This is a genomic window from Chryseolinea lacunae, from assembly GCF_016735595.1.
GTDB classification, from domain to species: Bacteria; Bacteroidota; Bacteroidia; order Cytophagales; family Cyclobacteriaceae; genus Chryseolinea; species Chryseolinea lacunae.
In genome coordinates this window covers 273418-290407 of sequence record NZ_JAERRB010000009.1, presented here as the reverse complement: position 1 = coordinate 290407, position 16990 = coordinate 273418, and the positions used below count along the sequence as shown (strand labels likewise).

The window sequence follows — 16990 nt, the reverse complement described above, 5'->3', positions numbered from 1 at the left end:
AGTTTAAAACTATCTTGAAGAAATTTGACATTGCTTCGTGGGACCTTCGGAATTTTGGCTATGTTCATTACTATCCGTCCAATCATCCTATTAAAGGGAGTGAGGTAAGCATAGTAGGGGACAAATGACAAATGAAAATGAACAGCAGTACGTGGGATTCCGGGGTGTTGACCACTTCATTTCGGGTAGCTTTGCTAAAAACATTCCGCATCGTCGTGTGAAGATTCCGACCAGGAGCGAGGTTAAAATTCCTTGTTGATGTGACGCGTTACGAAACATCTAGCGTGCCGCGTCCATGGCACGATTTACTTCCAGTAATAGCTTTGATATCCTCATATTTGGAGCGAGTAACATCATTTGGTCCAGCAAGCGCTTGAGCTCATTGCATATCATCCTATCGTTTTTCCCATAGTCCCAAATCGGCAATAGGGTGGTGTCAAATACTTCTTCGAATGAAAGTTCTTTTTTTATTATGCGAACCTCATTTTCACGGTTGCGAATATATTCTTTTGGCGTGTGGCAGATCCGAAAGGAATACAATTCAAAGAGGGCCCGCATCACCTGAATTGCCGTTCCCGGATCATTTATCCCAGGGCTCAGCGCCTTGATTCCTACCTCGGTAAGCTGTCTGCAACCATAAAAGAAGTTCTCCTTGATGGATTCTGACTGATGAATATAAAATTCATTTTGGAAATCTTTATTTGAGGCTTGGGACAAACAGCTGTCAACATTTGCTAGCGGAATGCCCTCCATTAAGAAAGTGCCTTGAGGGTGGAGGATGGAAATCGCGCAATTTTCCCGATCACACAGCTCCAGTAAGACCCTCGAGCTGAAACCTTCGTAGACGCCGGACTTAGCAGTGAGGATAACTGATTTTGTCGCGATCGGGATTTTTCCTTCTTCGACAATGCCTGCATGGCATGAAGATTCCAACGCGCTGAGTGTCTCTTCGTAGATCCGCCTGATGATAACATCATATTTGACAGACTGGGTGATGTAGTGGAGAAAATAGATGAATAGGAAGATATCGCAGATTGTCAGTCCAATAAGAAGGTAAGTGCTCAATGCGGGTATGTGGACGCCTGAGTCTACATTTCGAATTGTACTCAATAAAAACAAGGCATAAACAATCGTGCCGACATATATCCCTAGAACAACTTGCTGGAAGCGACTGCCTATGAGTTTATCCAGAATTCGATTGCTCATTTGAGATGCTGTCTGACTGAGTACAATCATCACCATGGAAAAGCTGAAGACCGTCAGGGAGATAATGCCTGCAGCGATGGAGGCGATGATGCTCCTCGCTGTTGATGGATCTTTCAAGCGAAGCCAGTGGAGACGATATTTGATTTGTTTACCCTCTTCAGAGAAGTCAAAAGCGATACTTAATGAGGAGAGAATCAGGAAAAGCAATGCGATAATGGCCGGGTAAAACGCGATGCTGTTAATTACTCGATTGTAGTTTTCCCTGAACCACGTCCGGATATTGATTTTCATTTTATAGGTTAATGTTAGTTTCTCATTTGAACGCCAAGTAAAAGTGCTGCTATAGGTCCCTTGCGATTTCCGTTGGCCGCGGAATGATTTAAACAGTAGAGGGAATGTTGTGACGACCGGTTTACATCCTTAGAGGTTTATAGTTGGGTGTTGGTTTGTGGTGCTGCGTCGGTTTTGGCAATACGTTTGGCGAGTTTTCCTATTGTGAGGCCTTGCACAAGTATACTGAAGACCACGCAGAAGTATGTGGCTATGGTGAGCAGTTCCTTTGATTCGCCCGATGGTAATGACAATACCAGGGTAATAGAGAGTCCCCCGCGCAATCCGCCCCAGATCAAAATGGTTGCTTCACTGCGGTCAATGTTTGTGAATCTGGGTAGGAGCAATTTGGGCAGGTATACGACCAATGTCCTGGAGAGTAATACCAATAGAATGGAAATAAGTGCAATGCAGATATAAATTGATTTGAGATCGACCACGACAAGCACAAACGCGATGATGATAAAGAGGATTGCATTTAAGATGACGTCCAACAGCGTCCAAAATTTGTGAACGTATTCTTGGCTATGATCGCTCATGGCTGATTTATTTTTGTAGTTCCCAACAAATAACCCCATGATAACCATGGCTAAGGGACCAGAAATATGGAAGTGGATACAGGTGGCATAACCTGCCATTACAAAGGCGATTGTAAGCAATACCTCGGCCTCATAGTTATCAATGGATCTCAATAGACGATATAAAATAAAGCCAAGGATCAGTCCAAAGAGTGTACCCCCGACAGCTTCTTGGATAAATAACACGCCGAAGGCTCCGTAGTCGATCTCCCCCGATCCCGATTTAAGTGTGGTCAAGAGGGCTATGAAAACAACCACGCCGACGCCGTCATTAAACAACGATTCTCCGATGATGATAGATTCTATTTTCTTTGGAACATTTGCTTTTGCTAGAATTCCGAGCACGGCGATGGGATCTGTTGGGGAAATCAAAGCGCCAAAAATCAAACAATAGATAAACTCAACGTATACGCCCAACGCCAGGCATAGGCCATACATTAATGTGGCGACGGTGGCACTGGAAATCAATACCCCACCAAATGCGAAGAGGGAGATGGGTTTCCATTGTCGTTTAATGTCGCTCCACTCAGTGTGCAGAGATCCTGCAAAAAGCAGGAAGCCAAGCATGATGTTGAGTATATAGTCACTAATATCGGCATGTTCGATAATATCTTTTATTTCCGAATAGTAATATTGATTCCAGAGCTTGCTACTGATAATAAATAGCGATAAAAGGGTAGACAGAAAAAACAACCCAATCACAAAAGGCATTTTTATGAACCGGTGATTTAGGTAGGAGAAAACGGCTGATATGCCAATCAATATTGTCAACGTAAAGTAAATTCCCATCTGCGGTAGCCATTTGTTGTAAATCCCGGAAAAAGCGCCATGCTCTTGTCGACGAATTGCGTGGTACCGGTTACGTAGCCGTTCTCGTCGGAGGCGAGCCACACGGCTGTTTTTGCCTCGGGCGTCGCCCAGGCATCGTGATTGATATTGGTTTTGATCTCGGCCAGTATGTTTTGCGCATGTTGTTCTTCTGTGTCATAAGGATGGTTGGTAACGCCTTTTGCACCTTTGCTGGCCATTGCGATGGCAATACCGTAGCTGGCCTGGTTTTTTAGGGATAGATCCATGAATCTTTATTTAAAGACTAATATGTCGCCAACGTCAATGTATGACGCCGAATGAATTCGTTTGTGTATAAGAGCCCTCCTGTGGTAACAACTGAGAAGGGGATGTTGTTACAGACGGTCATACGACTGTTTTTTTTCTTATAACTGGAGCCCGCCCCTTACCGCTAGTTCACAACATTAAATCGGTATAATAATTCTACGGGAGGCTTGTTCAGAAGGTGTATTAGGTTAAATCGCGATGGAACATGTTGTATTGATCATATTGACACTTGGATGGTTGATTAGCGGCGCTGCATTATTATTGAAAATCTTAAAACGATTGGGGATTTGGAAATAATCGGTGAATGGCAAGGCTGCGCCTTTGGTTTGTCAGCCCTGTTAAGGTATATGATTTTTTGGGGTAGCGCTTCTTTGAGAGAAGTTGGAAAAGAGAATGAATCCCGCTTTATTTCTCTTGGTAGGGTCCATGATTGAGAGGCGCCTTACAAAAGAAATGTTACGAGTCCTCGCTTGTTACAGGAATGATCGATCTGCTTAACACAGTTATTAATCTTCCTGGGTGTATCACGAATGGCGTGGAATAATATTGGCGATCAAATCCGAATTCTCGCCAAATGTTTTAGCGAAAATGGATTAATGTTGCGTGCGTGCGGATGACGAAGTGTAATCTGTTGCCAGCCAAATAAAAAAGACTGCACTTCCCAGGCCCATGTAGAAGCTATTAACTAGATTCCCCTCCCTATATCCAACGAAAAATGCACCAGCGATTAACGTGAAAGAGATGGCTAGTTCAATCCGGCCGTGTGTTTTGAATGGAATGATCTTGAAAATGCCAAAATCAAAATTTGTACACAGCGTCAGCGCGAGATGAATAGGCCCCCAAGTAAAAATCCAAAACGCAGCTGGAAGCTTGAGGTGAAACAACGCAGGAGCGAAGATTAAGAATACTACGAACAGGTAGTCGATGATGCCGTGGAGCTTAGACTTTATTATTACGAGATGTTTCATTTTCATACTTAGCACACTCCTTTAGTTATCGGGCAGCATGGCCACCACTGTTGCTAGTGGAAAACAATATTCCAACGTCTTGTCTGGTTTTGGGGATGTGCTCAAGGCCTGTCAATTGACCAGCCAGGGAGTTGAACCGATCATCTTCCTGAATGGCCGTTTCATAACCGGCGATGCTCACGTAGGCATAGATCCGGGAAGCGACGGGGGGTGAAAAGATATCGTGCACGATCACATTGGTGAGCTCTTTGACAGCGGTATGAACATATTCCGGGTCATGGGTTTTCGCCCTCCAGTCTTCCAATGCAGGTGACGCGCAACCTGCGATGGTACTGACCATCAGAAGGTAGATTCTTTTTTTCATGTTTGTTCTCACGTTGCGGGTAAGTCAAAACTAATGCATTATCGCGAGGGAACTGGGCTTTAATATCGATTTATAGCCGATTTAATGTGAGTTTAATGGCGCTGTAAACTTCTGTGAAACGTAGCCTCAGGTGGGCTGCCGAATGCGTTTGGGTCGGCCGAATTGATGGCAAAAACAATCGCTCCGGAGAGCGACCGGCCGCAGGCATGGAGAGATTAAAAAGGTCGCATGAGCCCAACCTCTTTGCAGAAGTTAGCCTGACCTTGAGCGGCTTAATGATCAATGGAATTTTCTGAAATGATAACGGTATACTTTCTTTTTCTTTATAAAACTTAACGTGTCGGCATAGTATGGTTTCTTCACGGAATCTCCCACCTGGGCGATGCTGCCAAAGCTGGTGTGCCCATTGAAGGGCACGGGCTCAGGTTGAAAAAAATACTCGGTCGAATCGTTGTTTAACTTGAAATGAACTCCCTGGAATCCTGATTTTATATATGAAATCTCACCCTCCAATTCCGCAGTATAAAAGGTTGTGAAATGTCTTTTCTTATGCCATTTTGTTCTCATCCAGGTTCGGTAGACAAACACGGTGAGCATAAAGCCAATTATTCCGATCAGAATAAGCCTCTTTTCCATAGTCATCGTTGCCTGAACACCAGATAAATTTGAGGATCAGACTAGATTTTAGTTTTTGAAGATATTCATTTAGATGATAAGTCTAACGCCTCCCAATTCGGCTACTTTATAGGGGAACCTATTTCCCGGTGAGGCAATAAACATAAAATTGATTGGGATATTCCAATTTTTGCTGAGCGATCGAACCAGTTCCGGCGTGAAGCTGCCGGTGAGTTGCACAAATTCAATGTCAATTTCGGGGTAGGCTCGGTCCAAAACGTCCAGATCGCTCAGGAATGTCTTTGGCATGTCCTGGCCTTCTTTGAGGACCGTAACGATTTTTAACCTGTTGGTGGGTTCGTTCTCGTGAACGTACATCATTACTTTATTCAACGAAGCAATTGAATCGGCCTTTGAAAAATACACGAATTGTTGGTTGTTAAGCCGGTGCATGTGGAAGGTTAATTTGATCCGCAGGATGCGGGCTATCGCAGATAACGTTGAAAAAAAGCTATCGATCACGACCAGGGCCATTCGGAACAGTTCCACTCGATTTAACATAAGCATGATGATGAGAATGGCGGGAACGAAGTACTGTAGAAATACCAGCAAATATTCCGGATGCAATTTGATGTTACCATACAGAGCCACCGTCACTGCCCCCACGGCCACAACCACTGTTATCGGAGAGGCATAGACAGGCCGTGGTAAACTATCGCGTTTCATTTTGAGAAGAAAATTTCCAATGCCGAAGTAGATCATGACCGACAGGAAACTGATGGTATATACGCCAGCGAGAGCGGCCAACTGGCCCTGCGTTACAAACAGGACGGAAAGGCATAGAAGAAAAAAGAGAATCAAAATTCGATATGCGCTGCCGCGGCGATTTTCCTTTAACGTAAACTGAGGCAAGATGCGATCCAGCGCCATACGTTTAATCAGTCCGCCGACCCCAACATAAGAGGTGAGCACCGCGCCACTGAGCACCAGTACCGCATCTATCGAGATGAGGGTGCGAAGCCATGTTCCTCCGGTAGTAAAGCCGATGTGGGATAGCAGGGCTTCCTGATGGGACACAACCTCTGCTTTCGATACCACCAATATGGCCAGTAACGCCATGAGCGGATTGATGACGGCGACAGAGATCCACATGTTGCGAAGTGTTTTGCGAAATACTCCCGGCGCTTGCTCCTCTACAAAATTGGCCGAGCTTTCAAATCCTGAAATGCCGAGCATGGCTGCGCAAAAACCAAAGTAGATGGCCGACATAAAATTGCCTTCAACAGGGATCTGAAAATTCCACACGGCAATCTGCCAGCCGTGCGTAAACACAAACCAGACTCCGCTCCCGAGGAGAAAAACCATCGAACTGAGGTGAAAAATGAAAATGATGGTGGCCACTACCGACGATTCGGAAATTCCAAGGATGGTGAGAAAAAGGAAGAAACTCAATAAACCGATGGTGGCTAAGAACACAGAGAGGGTGGGCAGCAGGGTGTGCAAATAATGCATGGCCTCCGAAGCGGAAAGCACCGCCGTTGCCATATAGGACAATATAGTCAGGCACGCGGCAACCGAGGCATTGCTCTTGCTGGTGGTGTTGAGTAACACGTTGTAAGCTCCTCCATTCAAAGGCAAAGCCCCGACAACCTCCCCATAGATCTTACGAAACAGATACAGCACGCCGGCGACAATCGTTAGAGCAAGCCATGCATATTGCCCTGCATACACTATGGTAAGGGCCGACACATATAGACAGGAAGACGTGATGTCATTGCCGCAGATGGCCGTGGCATGAAGTTCATTGAGTTTTTTTATCGGATGCATCTGTGGAGTCCGTTGAGATTTTAAAAGTTGGTGCCTGGTAGTCGGCAGGCAGGTAGCGAGCGGGTACCGTTGTCCTATTGCCGTCACGTGCCGAACGGTAATGTGGCGACATGATTTCTACGCCGGCTTCATTGAAGGCATCCTGAATGTTTTGATGCAGGGATGAATAGATCGCCGTCATCTGCTGCGAGTCCTGGGTGTGAAGGTTGATCTGATACGCTACATAAAAATCATCCAGACTGGTTTGAAAAACAAAAGGCCTGTGGTTTTCGTCGACAAATATTCCGGTCGTTTTCAAGGCCGCGGCAATGAGCAGTTCATGGACTTGTTTCCACGGAACATCATAGCCAATGGTTACCGTGGAGTGAAGGATTAGACCGCGCTCTTGCGCCGAGGTGGTGTAGTTGATCGTATGTCCGGTAAGAATGGTGGAGTTGGGTATAGTGATTTCTTCATTTTTGATGGTTCTTATCCGCGTGACGAGCATAGACTTCTCCACCACGTCGCCTGAAACATCGCCGATCTTTACCCGATCGCCCACTTTGAAGGGCCTCATGTACGTGATGACCAGCCCGGCAACCGCATTGGATATGGCCGAAGAAGACCCCAAAGAAAATATTACACCCAGGAATACAGAAACGCCCCTGAACACGGGAGAGTCTGAACCGGGTAGATAGGGAAATATGACGATAAAACTAAAGACCCACAGCAGAAACCGAACAATGTTGAAAGTGGGTTTGGCCCAATCGGGATAAAATCCCTGGATGTTCAACACCTGGCTTTCGATTTCCCCGGCAATAAAGCCAAGGAATTTGATTACATAGTGCGTCACGGCCAGGATCACGGCGATGGCAAACAGGTTGGGAAGGTAATCGATAAGTCCCCAGAGAACGGCCTGTACCGGGGAGAGGATCCAGTCGATAAGTTTATCGGCAATGCTGCGGGTCCAGGGAAAAACGCTGAAGAGCAGCGGTAAGGCAATATACAGCGTGAGCGCGATGATGAATAGGCGAAGGATGTTGACAAGAAAAACGATCACTTTGAGTTCTCTCGCGCTGTCGAGCAATTGGTAGCCTTTGATGCGGATGCCTCGGATGGCGTTGCCTTTCAATCTGGCCAACCGGACCAGTATACGTTTGAAGAGCTTGTTGATCAATCGAATCATCACATAGATTCCCAGCAGGATCAAGAGAATGGACGCCACTCGTGTAAGCAAACTGGTTAGGCTATGCTCCTCTCGTTCGCCCCGTATGGCCTGGCGGATTGCGTCGCGGTAGCGAATAGCCAACGTAACCGGCTTTTCCTCGTACCACATCGCTTCAAGTTCATTGATGCTCATGATGAGTTGATCGTGAAAAACGATCTCCGGCGACATTTCCGAGATGCTTACCTGAAGGGAGTCCGGCTGAAATTTAAAATCCTCATAGAGCTGGACAATTTTTTCACTAATGGCTTTTACTCGATCCTCTGGGCCGAAGCTGCCAACGCGCGTATACACCATAAATAAGGTATCGCCAAATGGCGCCACCGGGGCGCCATGCGAAGAGGCTTTCATGGCCCGCAATTGATGACGCCGTTTTAGTTGATGAAGTGAATCTTGTGTTACCATGGCGTTGAGCTTTGCCATCAAAGCGTCGCGATGACGTGCTTGCTGGCTACCGGTCAGCGCCTGAATTTCTGCTTGAAGAGCCACTCGGCGAAGGGAGTCGGCCGTGTGCGTGCTGTCCATTTGCTGCATCAGCCGCGTGACATGCGGGAGATCTGGGGTGTCCATGGACTGACCATGCAGCGGCTGCGCAAGCATTGAAATCAATGCCCAAAGGAGTACATACTTCATTGTATCGCTGTTAAGTGCACTCAAAGATCGCCTTTTTCTATCAAGGGAATGGAGGGATGATTTTGCAGGGCCGAAATAAGTGTGGTCGAAGGCACTAGCGTCCTTTGGATAATCGGGGCCTCTTTCCAAAAAAAGCGATTTTTGTTCGGATGAGGTCGATGAGACTCGATTCAAGGGCAAGGGGAGTCTGATCGGTCATCTCATGCGGGCTTCTGCGCAAGCTTAAGACTGGCATATGGCGATATGCTGAATCCACGGCTTGTCCCATGGTGGTAGCGCCTACAATGCGCGTGGCCTTTTCCACGGCGCTTGTCATCACCAGCAGTTCCGGACGAAAGCGGTTCAACAGCCGCGGTAAATCGAACTCGACCAGGTGATCATAGATTTTGTGCGTGCAAGTCCCTTGATTGTCGCAGATACGGCCACAGACAAAGTCAAGTAAGGAAGCCAGTCGCCTGAGTTCGTGCCGTTCGCCCGATACGGTCAATCCCACCAGAAGGACCTTTGAATGATTCATCTTCACGAGCCGGCGAACCATTCTGAATTTGTCCAAAACCCGAGGGCTCCACAAGATGGGGATAAGAATCCTACCAAAATCGATCCGGGGTTGACTGGAAGGAATGGTCAGCACAGAGCACGGAGCAAATTCCATCACACGTCGAGTTGTAGATCCGAGTTTCCTTGCATGAATACCCTGGCTCTGTGTGCCAATGATGATCAAGTTCATTTGCATCACACTGGCAACGTAGCAAATTTCATCTGCCGCAACGCCCGACTTCACGGTGGTCTCAATTTCTAGGCCTGTGTCGGAGATCCATTTTGCGGCATGGCGTTGAAGATTTTCTTTCGCCATGCCCATTAATTGCGACTGTGCCTGGATATATTGTTCCTTGTCATCCGTTGTCGACAGGGGGTCGATGTGTTCAATGACCTGGATCAGAACAACCTGCGCATGGAATTGTTGAGCAACGGCAAAGGCCGATTCTAAAACGGCCAAAGACGCCGGAGAGAAATCCAAAGGAACCAAAATCTTCATCCTATCGATAGCGTTATTTATGGCCATGGGTGACAAGCGTTGGAGTATGTTCGATGGTGTGCGCGTTTTTTAACGTGGCGCATTCAATATTCGGGTGGCGGTGGAGCAACGATGAAAAGATCTCTTTCCCCTCGCTGGTCGTCAACGGTTGCTGGAATGCAGCGTTCGCACCCATCCGCAAGTACGTGTCAGCCACCACCGAAGGCATCATGCTGGACAGTACACCGATGAAGCACGCATCCAACGCCCTGTTCTCGCGAAGCGTTTGCAGACAGCGCGTCCCGGATAACCGTTTTAAGTCGGCATCCAAAAAAATGCAAGTCGGCATGTGTTTGAATTCGTGTTGAATCATTTCGAGCGCCTCGTCGGCATAGATGAAGCTAATGCACTGAACCGTTGGACAAACGTCGTGCAAAATGTCCTCCAACCAATCAAGCGTCGTATTGGAATTGGCAATAAGTACAATGTTTTCTTTTTGCATAGGTGCTGCTTCATTATCAACTGCAAACATTCTGCCAACGCCATTTTTAAAAAGCGAAAAGTAGCGCTTTCCTTTTTCATCTATCCCGATAGGGTGTAAAACGAGAATTAAATCGGTATTAAATCGACATTAAACATGGGGCGTTGTAGGATAGGGGCTTGGTGATGGACTTCTGTTCTATAACTTTTTGCTGAACGTTGTTGTTGTTCCTATCGCGTGTATAGGATGAAGACGATGATCAATTTCAGCGTTATGAAAAAAAATCAATATGGTAAATTAATAATGTCAGTCGGAATTTCCGGGGTGACGATGTACGGCGTTATGTTTTTAAATGTTGTACAGGGCAATCATATTTATTTAAGTGCCACGCGACTTTACATGAGCCTTCTGATGACCGCGCCGATGGCACTAATCATGCTGGTGGTGATGCGACACATGTATGAAGACAAACGGGTAAACGCCTTCATCGCCGCCACAGCGATCTCGGTCTTCTTCACATCATTGTTTTTTTTGCGCACGCAAGTGGGTGTCGGAGACAAACACTATATGAAGGCCATGATACCCCATCACTCATCGGCCATCCTCACCAGTGAACAGGCTAACTTGAGAGACCCCGAAGTGCGTCAGTTGGCCGACCATATTGCAACATCGCAAAAGCAAGAGATCGCGCAGATGAAAAAAATTCTGACACGATTGAAGGCTGAATAGGGCTGATATTAAATCGAAATTAAAGACGGATTAAATCGATTATAAAGTTGATGCTGACGCTTGGTAAATGCTCATGGTGGTAGGATTTTTGGTTCTTTCATGGTGAAAAAAGTCCCCCGATAAGCGATCTGCATCTTATGAAAGTTTTAATACACATTTGTCTGTTGGCATTCTCCGGTACGTTTTTTTTTGCATGCAATGAAAGCCGGGCCAGCCGAAATAAAGATACACTGCCCGAACTGGAGGTGATGACCTTACGGGCACAAAACATCTCTATTCCGCGTGCCTACATTTGCCAGATCAATGCGGTGCAGTATGTGGAAATTCACGCCCGGGTACAAGGATACCTGGAAGACATATATATTGATGAAGGACAACTGGTCAGGAAGGGGCAACCACTGTTTCGGATCAGTTCCAACGAATACAAAGAGATGGTCATCAGGGCTGAGGCCAATGTACAACGTGCCCTGGCCGAAGCCAAGGCAAAAAGCCTGGAAGTAGAACGCATTGCTTTGATGGTGGACAAGCACGTGATTTCCGAATCGCAGCTGCAGGTGGCCAAAGCCCAACTGGATGCTGCATCCTCTGGGGTGGGAGAGGCCCGGTCGGTGTTGGAAAACGCAAAGATCAATCTGAACTATACCTTTATACGCGCACCGTTCGACGGGGTCATCGACAGAATCCCTTTTAAGAAGGGAAGCCTTATCAACTCGGGTACACTCCTTACTTCATTGTCCAATATCGATGAAGTGTTTGCCTATTTCAAAGTGTCTGAAACCGAATACCTGCAGTTGCTCGGCAAAGAGATAAAAGGCCGGAAAATCAATGCGGCCCTTGCTAAAATTTCCTTGGTGCTTGCCGATGGGTCCCCGTATCCCTTAAAAGGCACTATCGAAACAATCGAAGGTGATTTTGATCGTGAAACAGGATCGATCGCCATTCGCGCGCGCTTTTCAAATCCTGATTTTATTTTGAAACATGGCGCATCCGGGAAAGTCCTGTTGCAACGCACCTGGAACAACGCCCTGTTGGTTCCGGAAGCTTCTGCCTTCACCATTCAAGATAAAAACTATGTCTATATGGTCGACAAAAATAATATTGCCCGGGCGCGAAATTTTAATACTCTGGCCCGATTTGATCATTGCTTTGTGGTGAGTGGGCTTAGCCCCGGGGAGCGGATCCTCCTGGAGGGATTGCAACAAATTCACGATGGGCAACCGGTGAAGCCCAAAGCTTACTCCGCCGATTCGATCCGTATCAGTCGTCAGTAGAGACCCATCAAAGTAAACATCGCCATGTTCGATATATTCATCAAAAGGCCCATCCTGGCCACTGTCATTTCCATTCTCATCACCTTCCTGGGGCTTCTGTCGCTATTGAAGCTTCCCGTTACACAGTTCCCATCGATTGAGCCGCCCTCTGTGACGGTAACGGCAAATTACACGGGTGCCAACGCAGAGGTCTGTGCAAAGACAGTAGCCACTCCGTTAGAGCGCGCCATAAACGGGGTTCCTGGCATGACCTATATGTCCTCGGTGTGCAGCAACAACGGCATTACGTTGATTCAGATATTTTTCGAATCGGGAACGGATCCGGACCTGGCAACCGTGAATGTACAAAACCGGGTCACCAGTGTGCTTGATGAGTTGCCCGAAGAAGTAATCAAAGCCGGTGTGATTACCGAGAAAGAAGTCAGTAGTATGCTGATGTATCTCAATATCACCAGCGCCGATAGTCTCCAGGATGAAAAATTTGTTTACAATTATGCAGACATAAATATTCTCCATGAACTTAAGCGCATCAACGGCGTTGGTTTCGTGGAAATTATGGGTGCCCGGGACTATGCCATGCGGGTGTGGCTGAAGCCCGATCGCATGGCCACTTACAACGTGTCGGCGCAAGACGTTATCCAGGCCATTCGCGAGCAGAATGTCGAAGCGGCGCCCGGCTCGACGGGTATCAGTTCCGACAAAGAAGCGCAGGTGCTTCAGTACGTGTTGCGCTACACGGGAAAATTCAACACCGAGGAGGAGTACGAAAACATCGCGGTGAAGTCGCGGCCGGATGGTGCGATCTTGCGGGTGAGAGATGTTGCCGATGTAGAGTTTGGATCCCTGGACTATGATATGGTGTCGACCACGGATGGAAAACCTTCCGCCTCCATTATGATCAAGCAAAGGCCGGGCTCCAACGCGCGCGAAGTCATCGCGGCAATCAAATCCAGGATGGCAGAATTGGAGGCGTCCTTTCCGTCTGGGATGGAGTATAACATCGCCTACGACGTTTCCCGTTTTCTCGACACTTCCATTGACGAAGTCGTTCGGACGCTGGTGGAAGCCTTTCTGCTGGTGTCGCTGGTGGTGTTTATTTTTCTCCAGGATTTTCGCTCCACGCTCATTCCCGCCATTGCTGTTCCGGTTTCCCTGATCGGTACGTTTTTCTTTATGGACCTGTTTGGTTTTTCCATCAACCTGCTCACCCTGTTTGCTCTGGTGCTTGCCATCGGCATCGTAGTGGACAACGCCATCGTGGTGGTAGAGGCCGTTCATGTGAAGATGCATACCGAGAAATTGTCGCCCCGCAGCGCCACGCTGGCGGCCATGAAAGAGATCGCCGGTGCCATCGTAGCCATTACGCTGGTGATGTCGGCCGTGTTTATCCCAGTAGGATTTATGACCGGCCCAATTGGTGTATTCTACCGGCAGTTTTCCCTGACGCTTGCCATCGCCATAGTTATTTCTGGCGTGAACGCCTTGACCTTGTCGCCGGCCCTGTGCGCTATGATGCTCCGGCCACAACACGCTGCGAAGCAGGGACTGTTGCAGCGGGCCTTCCATCGCTTCAATGAGATCTATTCGAGGCTTGAACATGGATACCGCAATCTGCTTTCCCGGCTTTTGAAGCGGAAGGCTGTGATCGTGACCATGCTTATGGCCTTTGTGGCGGCAACCGTCGTCACCAGTTCATTTCTGCCGACGTCCTTTATCCCCACGGAAGATCAAGGAATGATCTATGTAAACATAACCTTGCCCGCCGGCGCCACCGTTGAACGCACCCAGGAAGTGCTTGACCAATTGACACGGCTTACGACAGGGGAGGACGCCATCGAATCGGTGTCGACACTGGCAGGCTACAGCCTGATGACTGAATCGGCAGGAGCCTCCTATGGCATGGCGATGATCAACCTGAAGGGCTGGAGTCAGCGGGAAGAATCCGTCAACGATCTCATCAAATCCCTGCAGGCAAAGGCGTCGGCTGTGCATGATGCGGAAATCCAATTTTTTCCACCGCCCGCCGTGCCGGGTTTTGGAAATGCCAGTGGCTTCGAACTGAGACTGCTGGATCACACGGGGGGAGACTTGATGAAGACCGCAGAGGTTACCTCCAAATTTATCGGTGCACTGAACGCGCGCCCCGAAATTCAAAATGCATTTACCAGCTTTGATCCGAATTTTCCGCAATACCTTCTCCGGATTGACTATGATAAGGCCACGCAGCTGGGCGTGTCGGTTAAAAATGCCATGGATGCCTTGCAGACGTTGGTGGGAAGTTTTTATGCATCCAATTTTATTCGGTTTGGACAGATGTACAAAGTGATGCTGCAAACCGGTCCGGGTTTTCGCACACAGCCCCGCGACATTCTAAAGCTCTATGTAAAAAACGATCAGAACGAAATGGTGCCTTTCTCCAGTTTCATGACCCTGGAGCGCACCTTTGGCCCCGAGCAACTGACGCGCTATAATATGTTTACCGCCTCTATGATCAACGGGGAGCCATCCCCCGGCTATAGCAGTGGCGACGCACTGGCGGCCGTAACAGAGACCGCGGCCAGCACGCTACCCAAGGGCTACACGTTCGACTGGTCTGGCGTGTCGCGCGAGGAGGTGAAATCGGGCAACCAGGCGCTGATCATCTTTATGATCTGCTTGTTTTTTGTTTACCTGTTGCTGGCTGCCCAATATGAAAGCTATCTACTCCCCCTGGCCATCATTCTTTCCTTGCCGGCTGGAGTTTTTGGCGCCTATCTTTTTCTGGTGCTCGCCGGGCTGGAAAATAATATCTATGCGCAAGTCGCCTTGGTTATGCTGATCGGCCTGTTGGGAAAAAATGCAATCCTCATTGTAGAATTTGCCATTCAGCGCCGCCTGGAAGGGGCAACTGTGATTGAGTCGGCCGTGGAGGGGGCCAGCGCCCGGCTGAGGCCCATTCTGATGACCTCGCTCGCTTTTGTTGCCGGACTTATTCCCTTGTGCCTGGCCCATGGAGCAGGTGCCATCGGGAATCGTTCCATTGGTACGGCCGCCGCCGGCGGCATGATCACCGGAACCCTGTTTGGGTTAATACTCGTCCCCGGTTTGTATGTGATCCTGGAATCACTCAGCACCCGCACAGTGCAAGAATCCAATGATGCTTCAACTCAAATCCACGTCAATCCATGAAGAACATTTTTCACCGCGCGTTGACTTTCGTATGTGGCGTGGCTGCGCTCTCCTCCTGCAGTCTTTCGCAGGCGCCGCTGAGCCATGAAGCCACGCTGCCAGCCACTTATCAACGCGCATTGCCCGATACGGGAAGCATGGCACAAGAACCCTGGAATGTCTTTTATGCTGACACCAGCCTGAGGGGATTCATCGCCATTGCCTTGCAAAATAATCCAGACACAAAGGCCGCCCTGCAGAGAATCCGCATGGCGTATGCAGATTACGCGCTCATGCAGGGCAGGATGCTGCCCAATGTGAATGCGTTGGTCAAGGGCAACGTTGAGCGTTTCGGACGCTACACGATGAACGGCATTGGCAACGAGGACACCAACCGTTCCGAAAGTCTTCCTGCCGATCAGCAACTTCCCAATCCTTATCCTGAATGGTTTGCCGGACTCTCTTTCAGTTGGGAGGTAAACCTTTGGGGAAAATTATCCAGTCGGCGCCAAGCCGCACTCAATCGCTTGATGGCCTCCGAGGAAATGCACCACGGCGTGATGACCTGGTTAATAAGTGCCATCGCCGAGAACTATTACGAGTTGATGGGCCTCGACCAGGAACGAAAAGTATTGCTCGAAAACCTACGTCTTCAGGAGTTTGGCCTTGAACTGGTGACGATTCAAAAAGCAGGCGGCAAGGTGAATCAGCTCGCCGTCGATCAGTTTGAATCCACGCTGCTGAGTACACGAACGCGCCTGGTACGAGTAGAACAGAACATCCGCGTCACCGAGGCCCGCGTGAACCAGCTGTTGGGGCGCTATCCACAACCGCTTTCCCGCGATTCAATTACACACTACCGCCCGATCCGGGAAGTAAAGGCAGGGCAACCCGAAAGGCTGCTGGCGTATCGCCCCGACATCCGGGAAGCGGAGTTTAATCTGCGGGCCACTCATGCCGATGTTCGCGCTGCGCGGGCGGCGTTCTATCCGTCGCTTAACGTGACGGCGACGGGCGGTTTTTCCGCGTTTGATGTTTCCAAATGGTTTCTAACGCCGGGGTCAAGTGTCTACAGTCTGGGCGCTGGACTTTCGGCACCAATTTTTCAGCGCCGTCGGATCAAGGCACTGTATGCCTCTGCAACGGCACGCCAGCAATTGGCCTTTACCCTTTATGAAAAATCCGTGCTTACCGGCTACCACGAGGTATTTGCACTGCTACACAATTTTTACAGCCTACGCACCCAAATTGATTTGAAACAGCAAGAAACAGACGTTTTACACCGCGCCTTCGCCAGTTCGAACGACCTTTTTGCCGTGGGCTTCGCTACCTATCTGGAGGTCATCATGGCACAACGTCGCGTGCTCGACGTGGAACTGGAGTTGACCGGCCTTCGGATGGAACAATTGAAGAATGTGGCCGCGCTTTACCGCGCCTCAGGAGGCGGATGGAGCCCGCCTGGCGGTCGTTGAAATGACCGCGTGTGGCGAAGGAGAAATGGCGAGG

General features: G+C 48.6%; 13 protein-coding genes. 4 read left to right on the top strand and 9 right to left on the bottom strand.

The genetic code is table 11. The features are described 5' to 3' along the window. Window positions 1-279: 279 nt before the first annotated feature. The 9 genes from JI741_RS23275 to JI741_RS23235 form a co-directional block, all read right to left on the bottom strand. Entirely contained in the window at window positions 280-1497 is a 1218-nt protein-coding gene (locus JI741_RS23275; protein ID WP_202013818.1) for a DUF2254 domain-containing protein, read from the bottom strand. Window positions 1498-1634: 137 nt separating this feature from the next. Next, entirely contained in the window at window positions 1635-2903 is a 1269-nt protein-coding gene (locus JI741_RS23270; RefSeq protein WP_202013817.1) for a cation:proton antiporter, read from the bottom strand. Next, window positions 2882-3190, bottom strand: coding sequence for a hypothetical protein (locus JI741_RS23265; protein WP_202013816.1), 309 nt, complete (start codon window positions 3188-3190; stop codon window positions 2882-2884). The genes JI741_RS23270 and JI741_RS23265 overlap by 22 nt, the downstream gene beginning before the upstream one ends. A gap of 633 nt (window positions 3191-3823) precedes the next feature. Continuing rightward, window positions 3824-4204 carry a hypothetical protein gene (locus JI741_RS23260; protein WP_202013815.1) on the bottom strand — a complete coding sequence of 127 codons (381 nt, stop codon included), beginning with the start codon at window positions 4202-4204 and terminating at the stop codon, window positions 3824-3826. A 19-nt stretch (window positions 4205-4223) separates the two neighbouring features. After that, window positions 4224-4562: a hypothetical protein gene (locus tag JI741_RS23255; RefSeq protein ID WP_202013814.1), complete on the bottom strand. Its 339-nt coding sequence runs from the start codon at window positions 4560-4562 to the stop codon at window positions 4224-4226. A 705-nt stretch (window positions 4563-5267) separates the two neighbouring features. Then, window positions 5268-7004: an APC family permease gene (locus JI741_RS23250; RefSeq protein WP_202013813.1), complete on the bottom strand. Its 1737-nt coding sequence runs from the start codon at window positions 7002-7004 to the stop codon at window positions 5268-5270. Continuing rightward, window positions 6979-8841, bottom strand: coding sequence for a mechanosensitive ion channel family protein (locus JI741_RS23245; RefSeq protein WP_202013812.1), 1863 nt, complete (start codon window positions 8839-8841; stop codon window positions 6979-6981). The genes JI741_RS23250 and JI741_RS23245 overlap by 26 nt, the downstream gene beginning before the upstream one ends. Window positions 8842-8935: 94 nt before the next feature. Further along, window positions 8936-9877, bottom strand: a complete 942-nt coding sequence (locus JI741_RS23240) for a universal stress protein (protein WP_236676239.1) — start codon at window positions 9875-9877, stop codon at window positions 8936-8938. 13 nt (window positions 9878-9890) lie between these two features. Continuing rightward, on the bottom strand, window positions 9891-10388 hold the full coding sequence (locus JI741_RS23235; RefSeq protein WP_202013810.1) for a response regulator: 498 nt from the start codon (window positions 10386-10388) through the stop codon (window positions 9891-9893). Window positions 10389-10610: 222 nt separating this feature from the next. Between JI741_RS23235 and JI741_RS23230 the strand changes: the two genes are divergently transcribed. From JI741_RS23230 to JI741_RS23215, 4 genes are all read left to right on the top strand, one after another. Continuing rightward, a complete protein-coding gene (locus tag JI741_RS23230; protein WP_202013809.1) occupies window positions 10611-11066 on the top strand; it encodes a DUF305 domain-containing protein in 456 nt (151 codons plus the stop codon). A gap of 137 nt (window positions 11067-11203) precedes the next feature. Beyond that, window positions 11204-12337 carry an efflux RND transporter periplasmic adaptor subunit gene (locus tag JI741_RS23225; RefSeq protein WP_202013808.1) on the top strand — a complete coding sequence of 378 codons (1134 nt, stop codon included), beginning with the start codon at window positions 11204-11206 and terminating at the stop codon, window positions 12335-12337. Between the two features lie 24 nt (window positions 12338-12361). Further along, on the top strand, window positions 12362-15505 hold the full coding sequence (locus tag JI741_RS23220; protein WP_202013807.1) for an efflux RND transporter permease subunit: 3144 nt from the start codon (window positions 12362-12364) through the stop codon (window positions 15503-15505). Beyond that, complete coding sequence (locus JI741_RS23215; protein WP_202013806.1) at window positions 15502-16956, top strand: TolC family protein; 1455 nt, start codon at window positions 15502-15504, stop codon at window positions 16954-16956. The genes JI741_RS23220 and JI741_RS23215 overlap by 4 nt, the downstream gene beginning before the upstream one ends. Window positions 16957-16990: the final 34 nt, after the last annotated feature.

Excerpts from the sequence above, each read along its gene's own strand:
- JI741_RS23255 (WP_202013814.1), bottom strand. The coding sequence starts at position 4,562 with ATGAAAAAAAGAATCTACCTTCTGATGGTCAGTACCATCGCAGGTTGC.
- JI741_RS23275 (WP_202013818.1), bottom strand. The coding sequence starts at position 1,497 with ATGAAAATCAATATCCGGACGTGGTTCAGGGAAAACTACAATCGAGTA.
- JI741_RS23235 (WP_202013810.1), bottom strand. The coding sequence starts at position 10,388 with ATGTTTGCAGTTGATAATGAAGCAGCACCTATGCAAAAAGAAAACATT.
- JI741_RS23230 (WP_202013809.1), top strand. The coding sequence starts at position 10,611 with ATGAAAAAAAATCAATATGGTAAATTAATAATGTCAGTCGGAATTTCC.
- JI741_RS23245 (WP_202013812.1), bottom strand. The coding sequence starts at position 8,841 with ATGAAGTATGTACTCCTTTGGGCATTGATTTCAATGCTTGCGCAGCCG.
- JI741_RS23220 (WP_202013807.1), top strand. The coding sequence starts at position 12,362 with ATGTTCGATATATTCATCAAAAGGCCCATCCTGGCCACTGTCATTTCC.
- JI741_RS23240 (WP_236676239.1), bottom strand. The coding sequence starts at position 9,877 with ATGAAGATTTTGGTTCCTTTGGATTTCTCTCCGGCGTCTTTGGCCGTT.
- JI741_RS23250 (WP_202013813.1), bottom strand. The coding sequence starts at position 7,004 with ATGCATCCGATAAAAAAACTCAATGAACTTCATGCCACGGCCATCTGC.
- JI741_RS23260 (WP_202013815.1), bottom strand. The coding sequence starts at position 4,204 with ATGAAAATGAAACATCTCGTAATAATAAAGTCTAAGCTCCACGGCATC.
- JI741_RS23265 (WP_202013816.1), bottom strand. The coding sequence starts at position 3,190 with ATGGATCTATCCCTAAAAAACCAGGCCAGCTACGGTATTGCCATCGCA.
- JI741_RS23270 (WP_202013817.1), bottom strand. The coding sequence starts at position 2,903 with ATGGGAATTTACTTTACGTTGACAATATTGATTGGCATATCAGCCGTT.
- JI741_RS23225 (WP_202013808.1), top strand. The coding sequence starts at position 11,204 with ATGAAAGTTTTAATACACATTTGTCTGTTGGCATTCTCCGGTACGTTT.
- JI741_RS23215 (WP_202013806.1), top strand. The coding sequence starts at position 15,502 with ATGAAGAACATTTTTCACCGCGCGTTGACTTTCGTATGTGGCGTGGCT.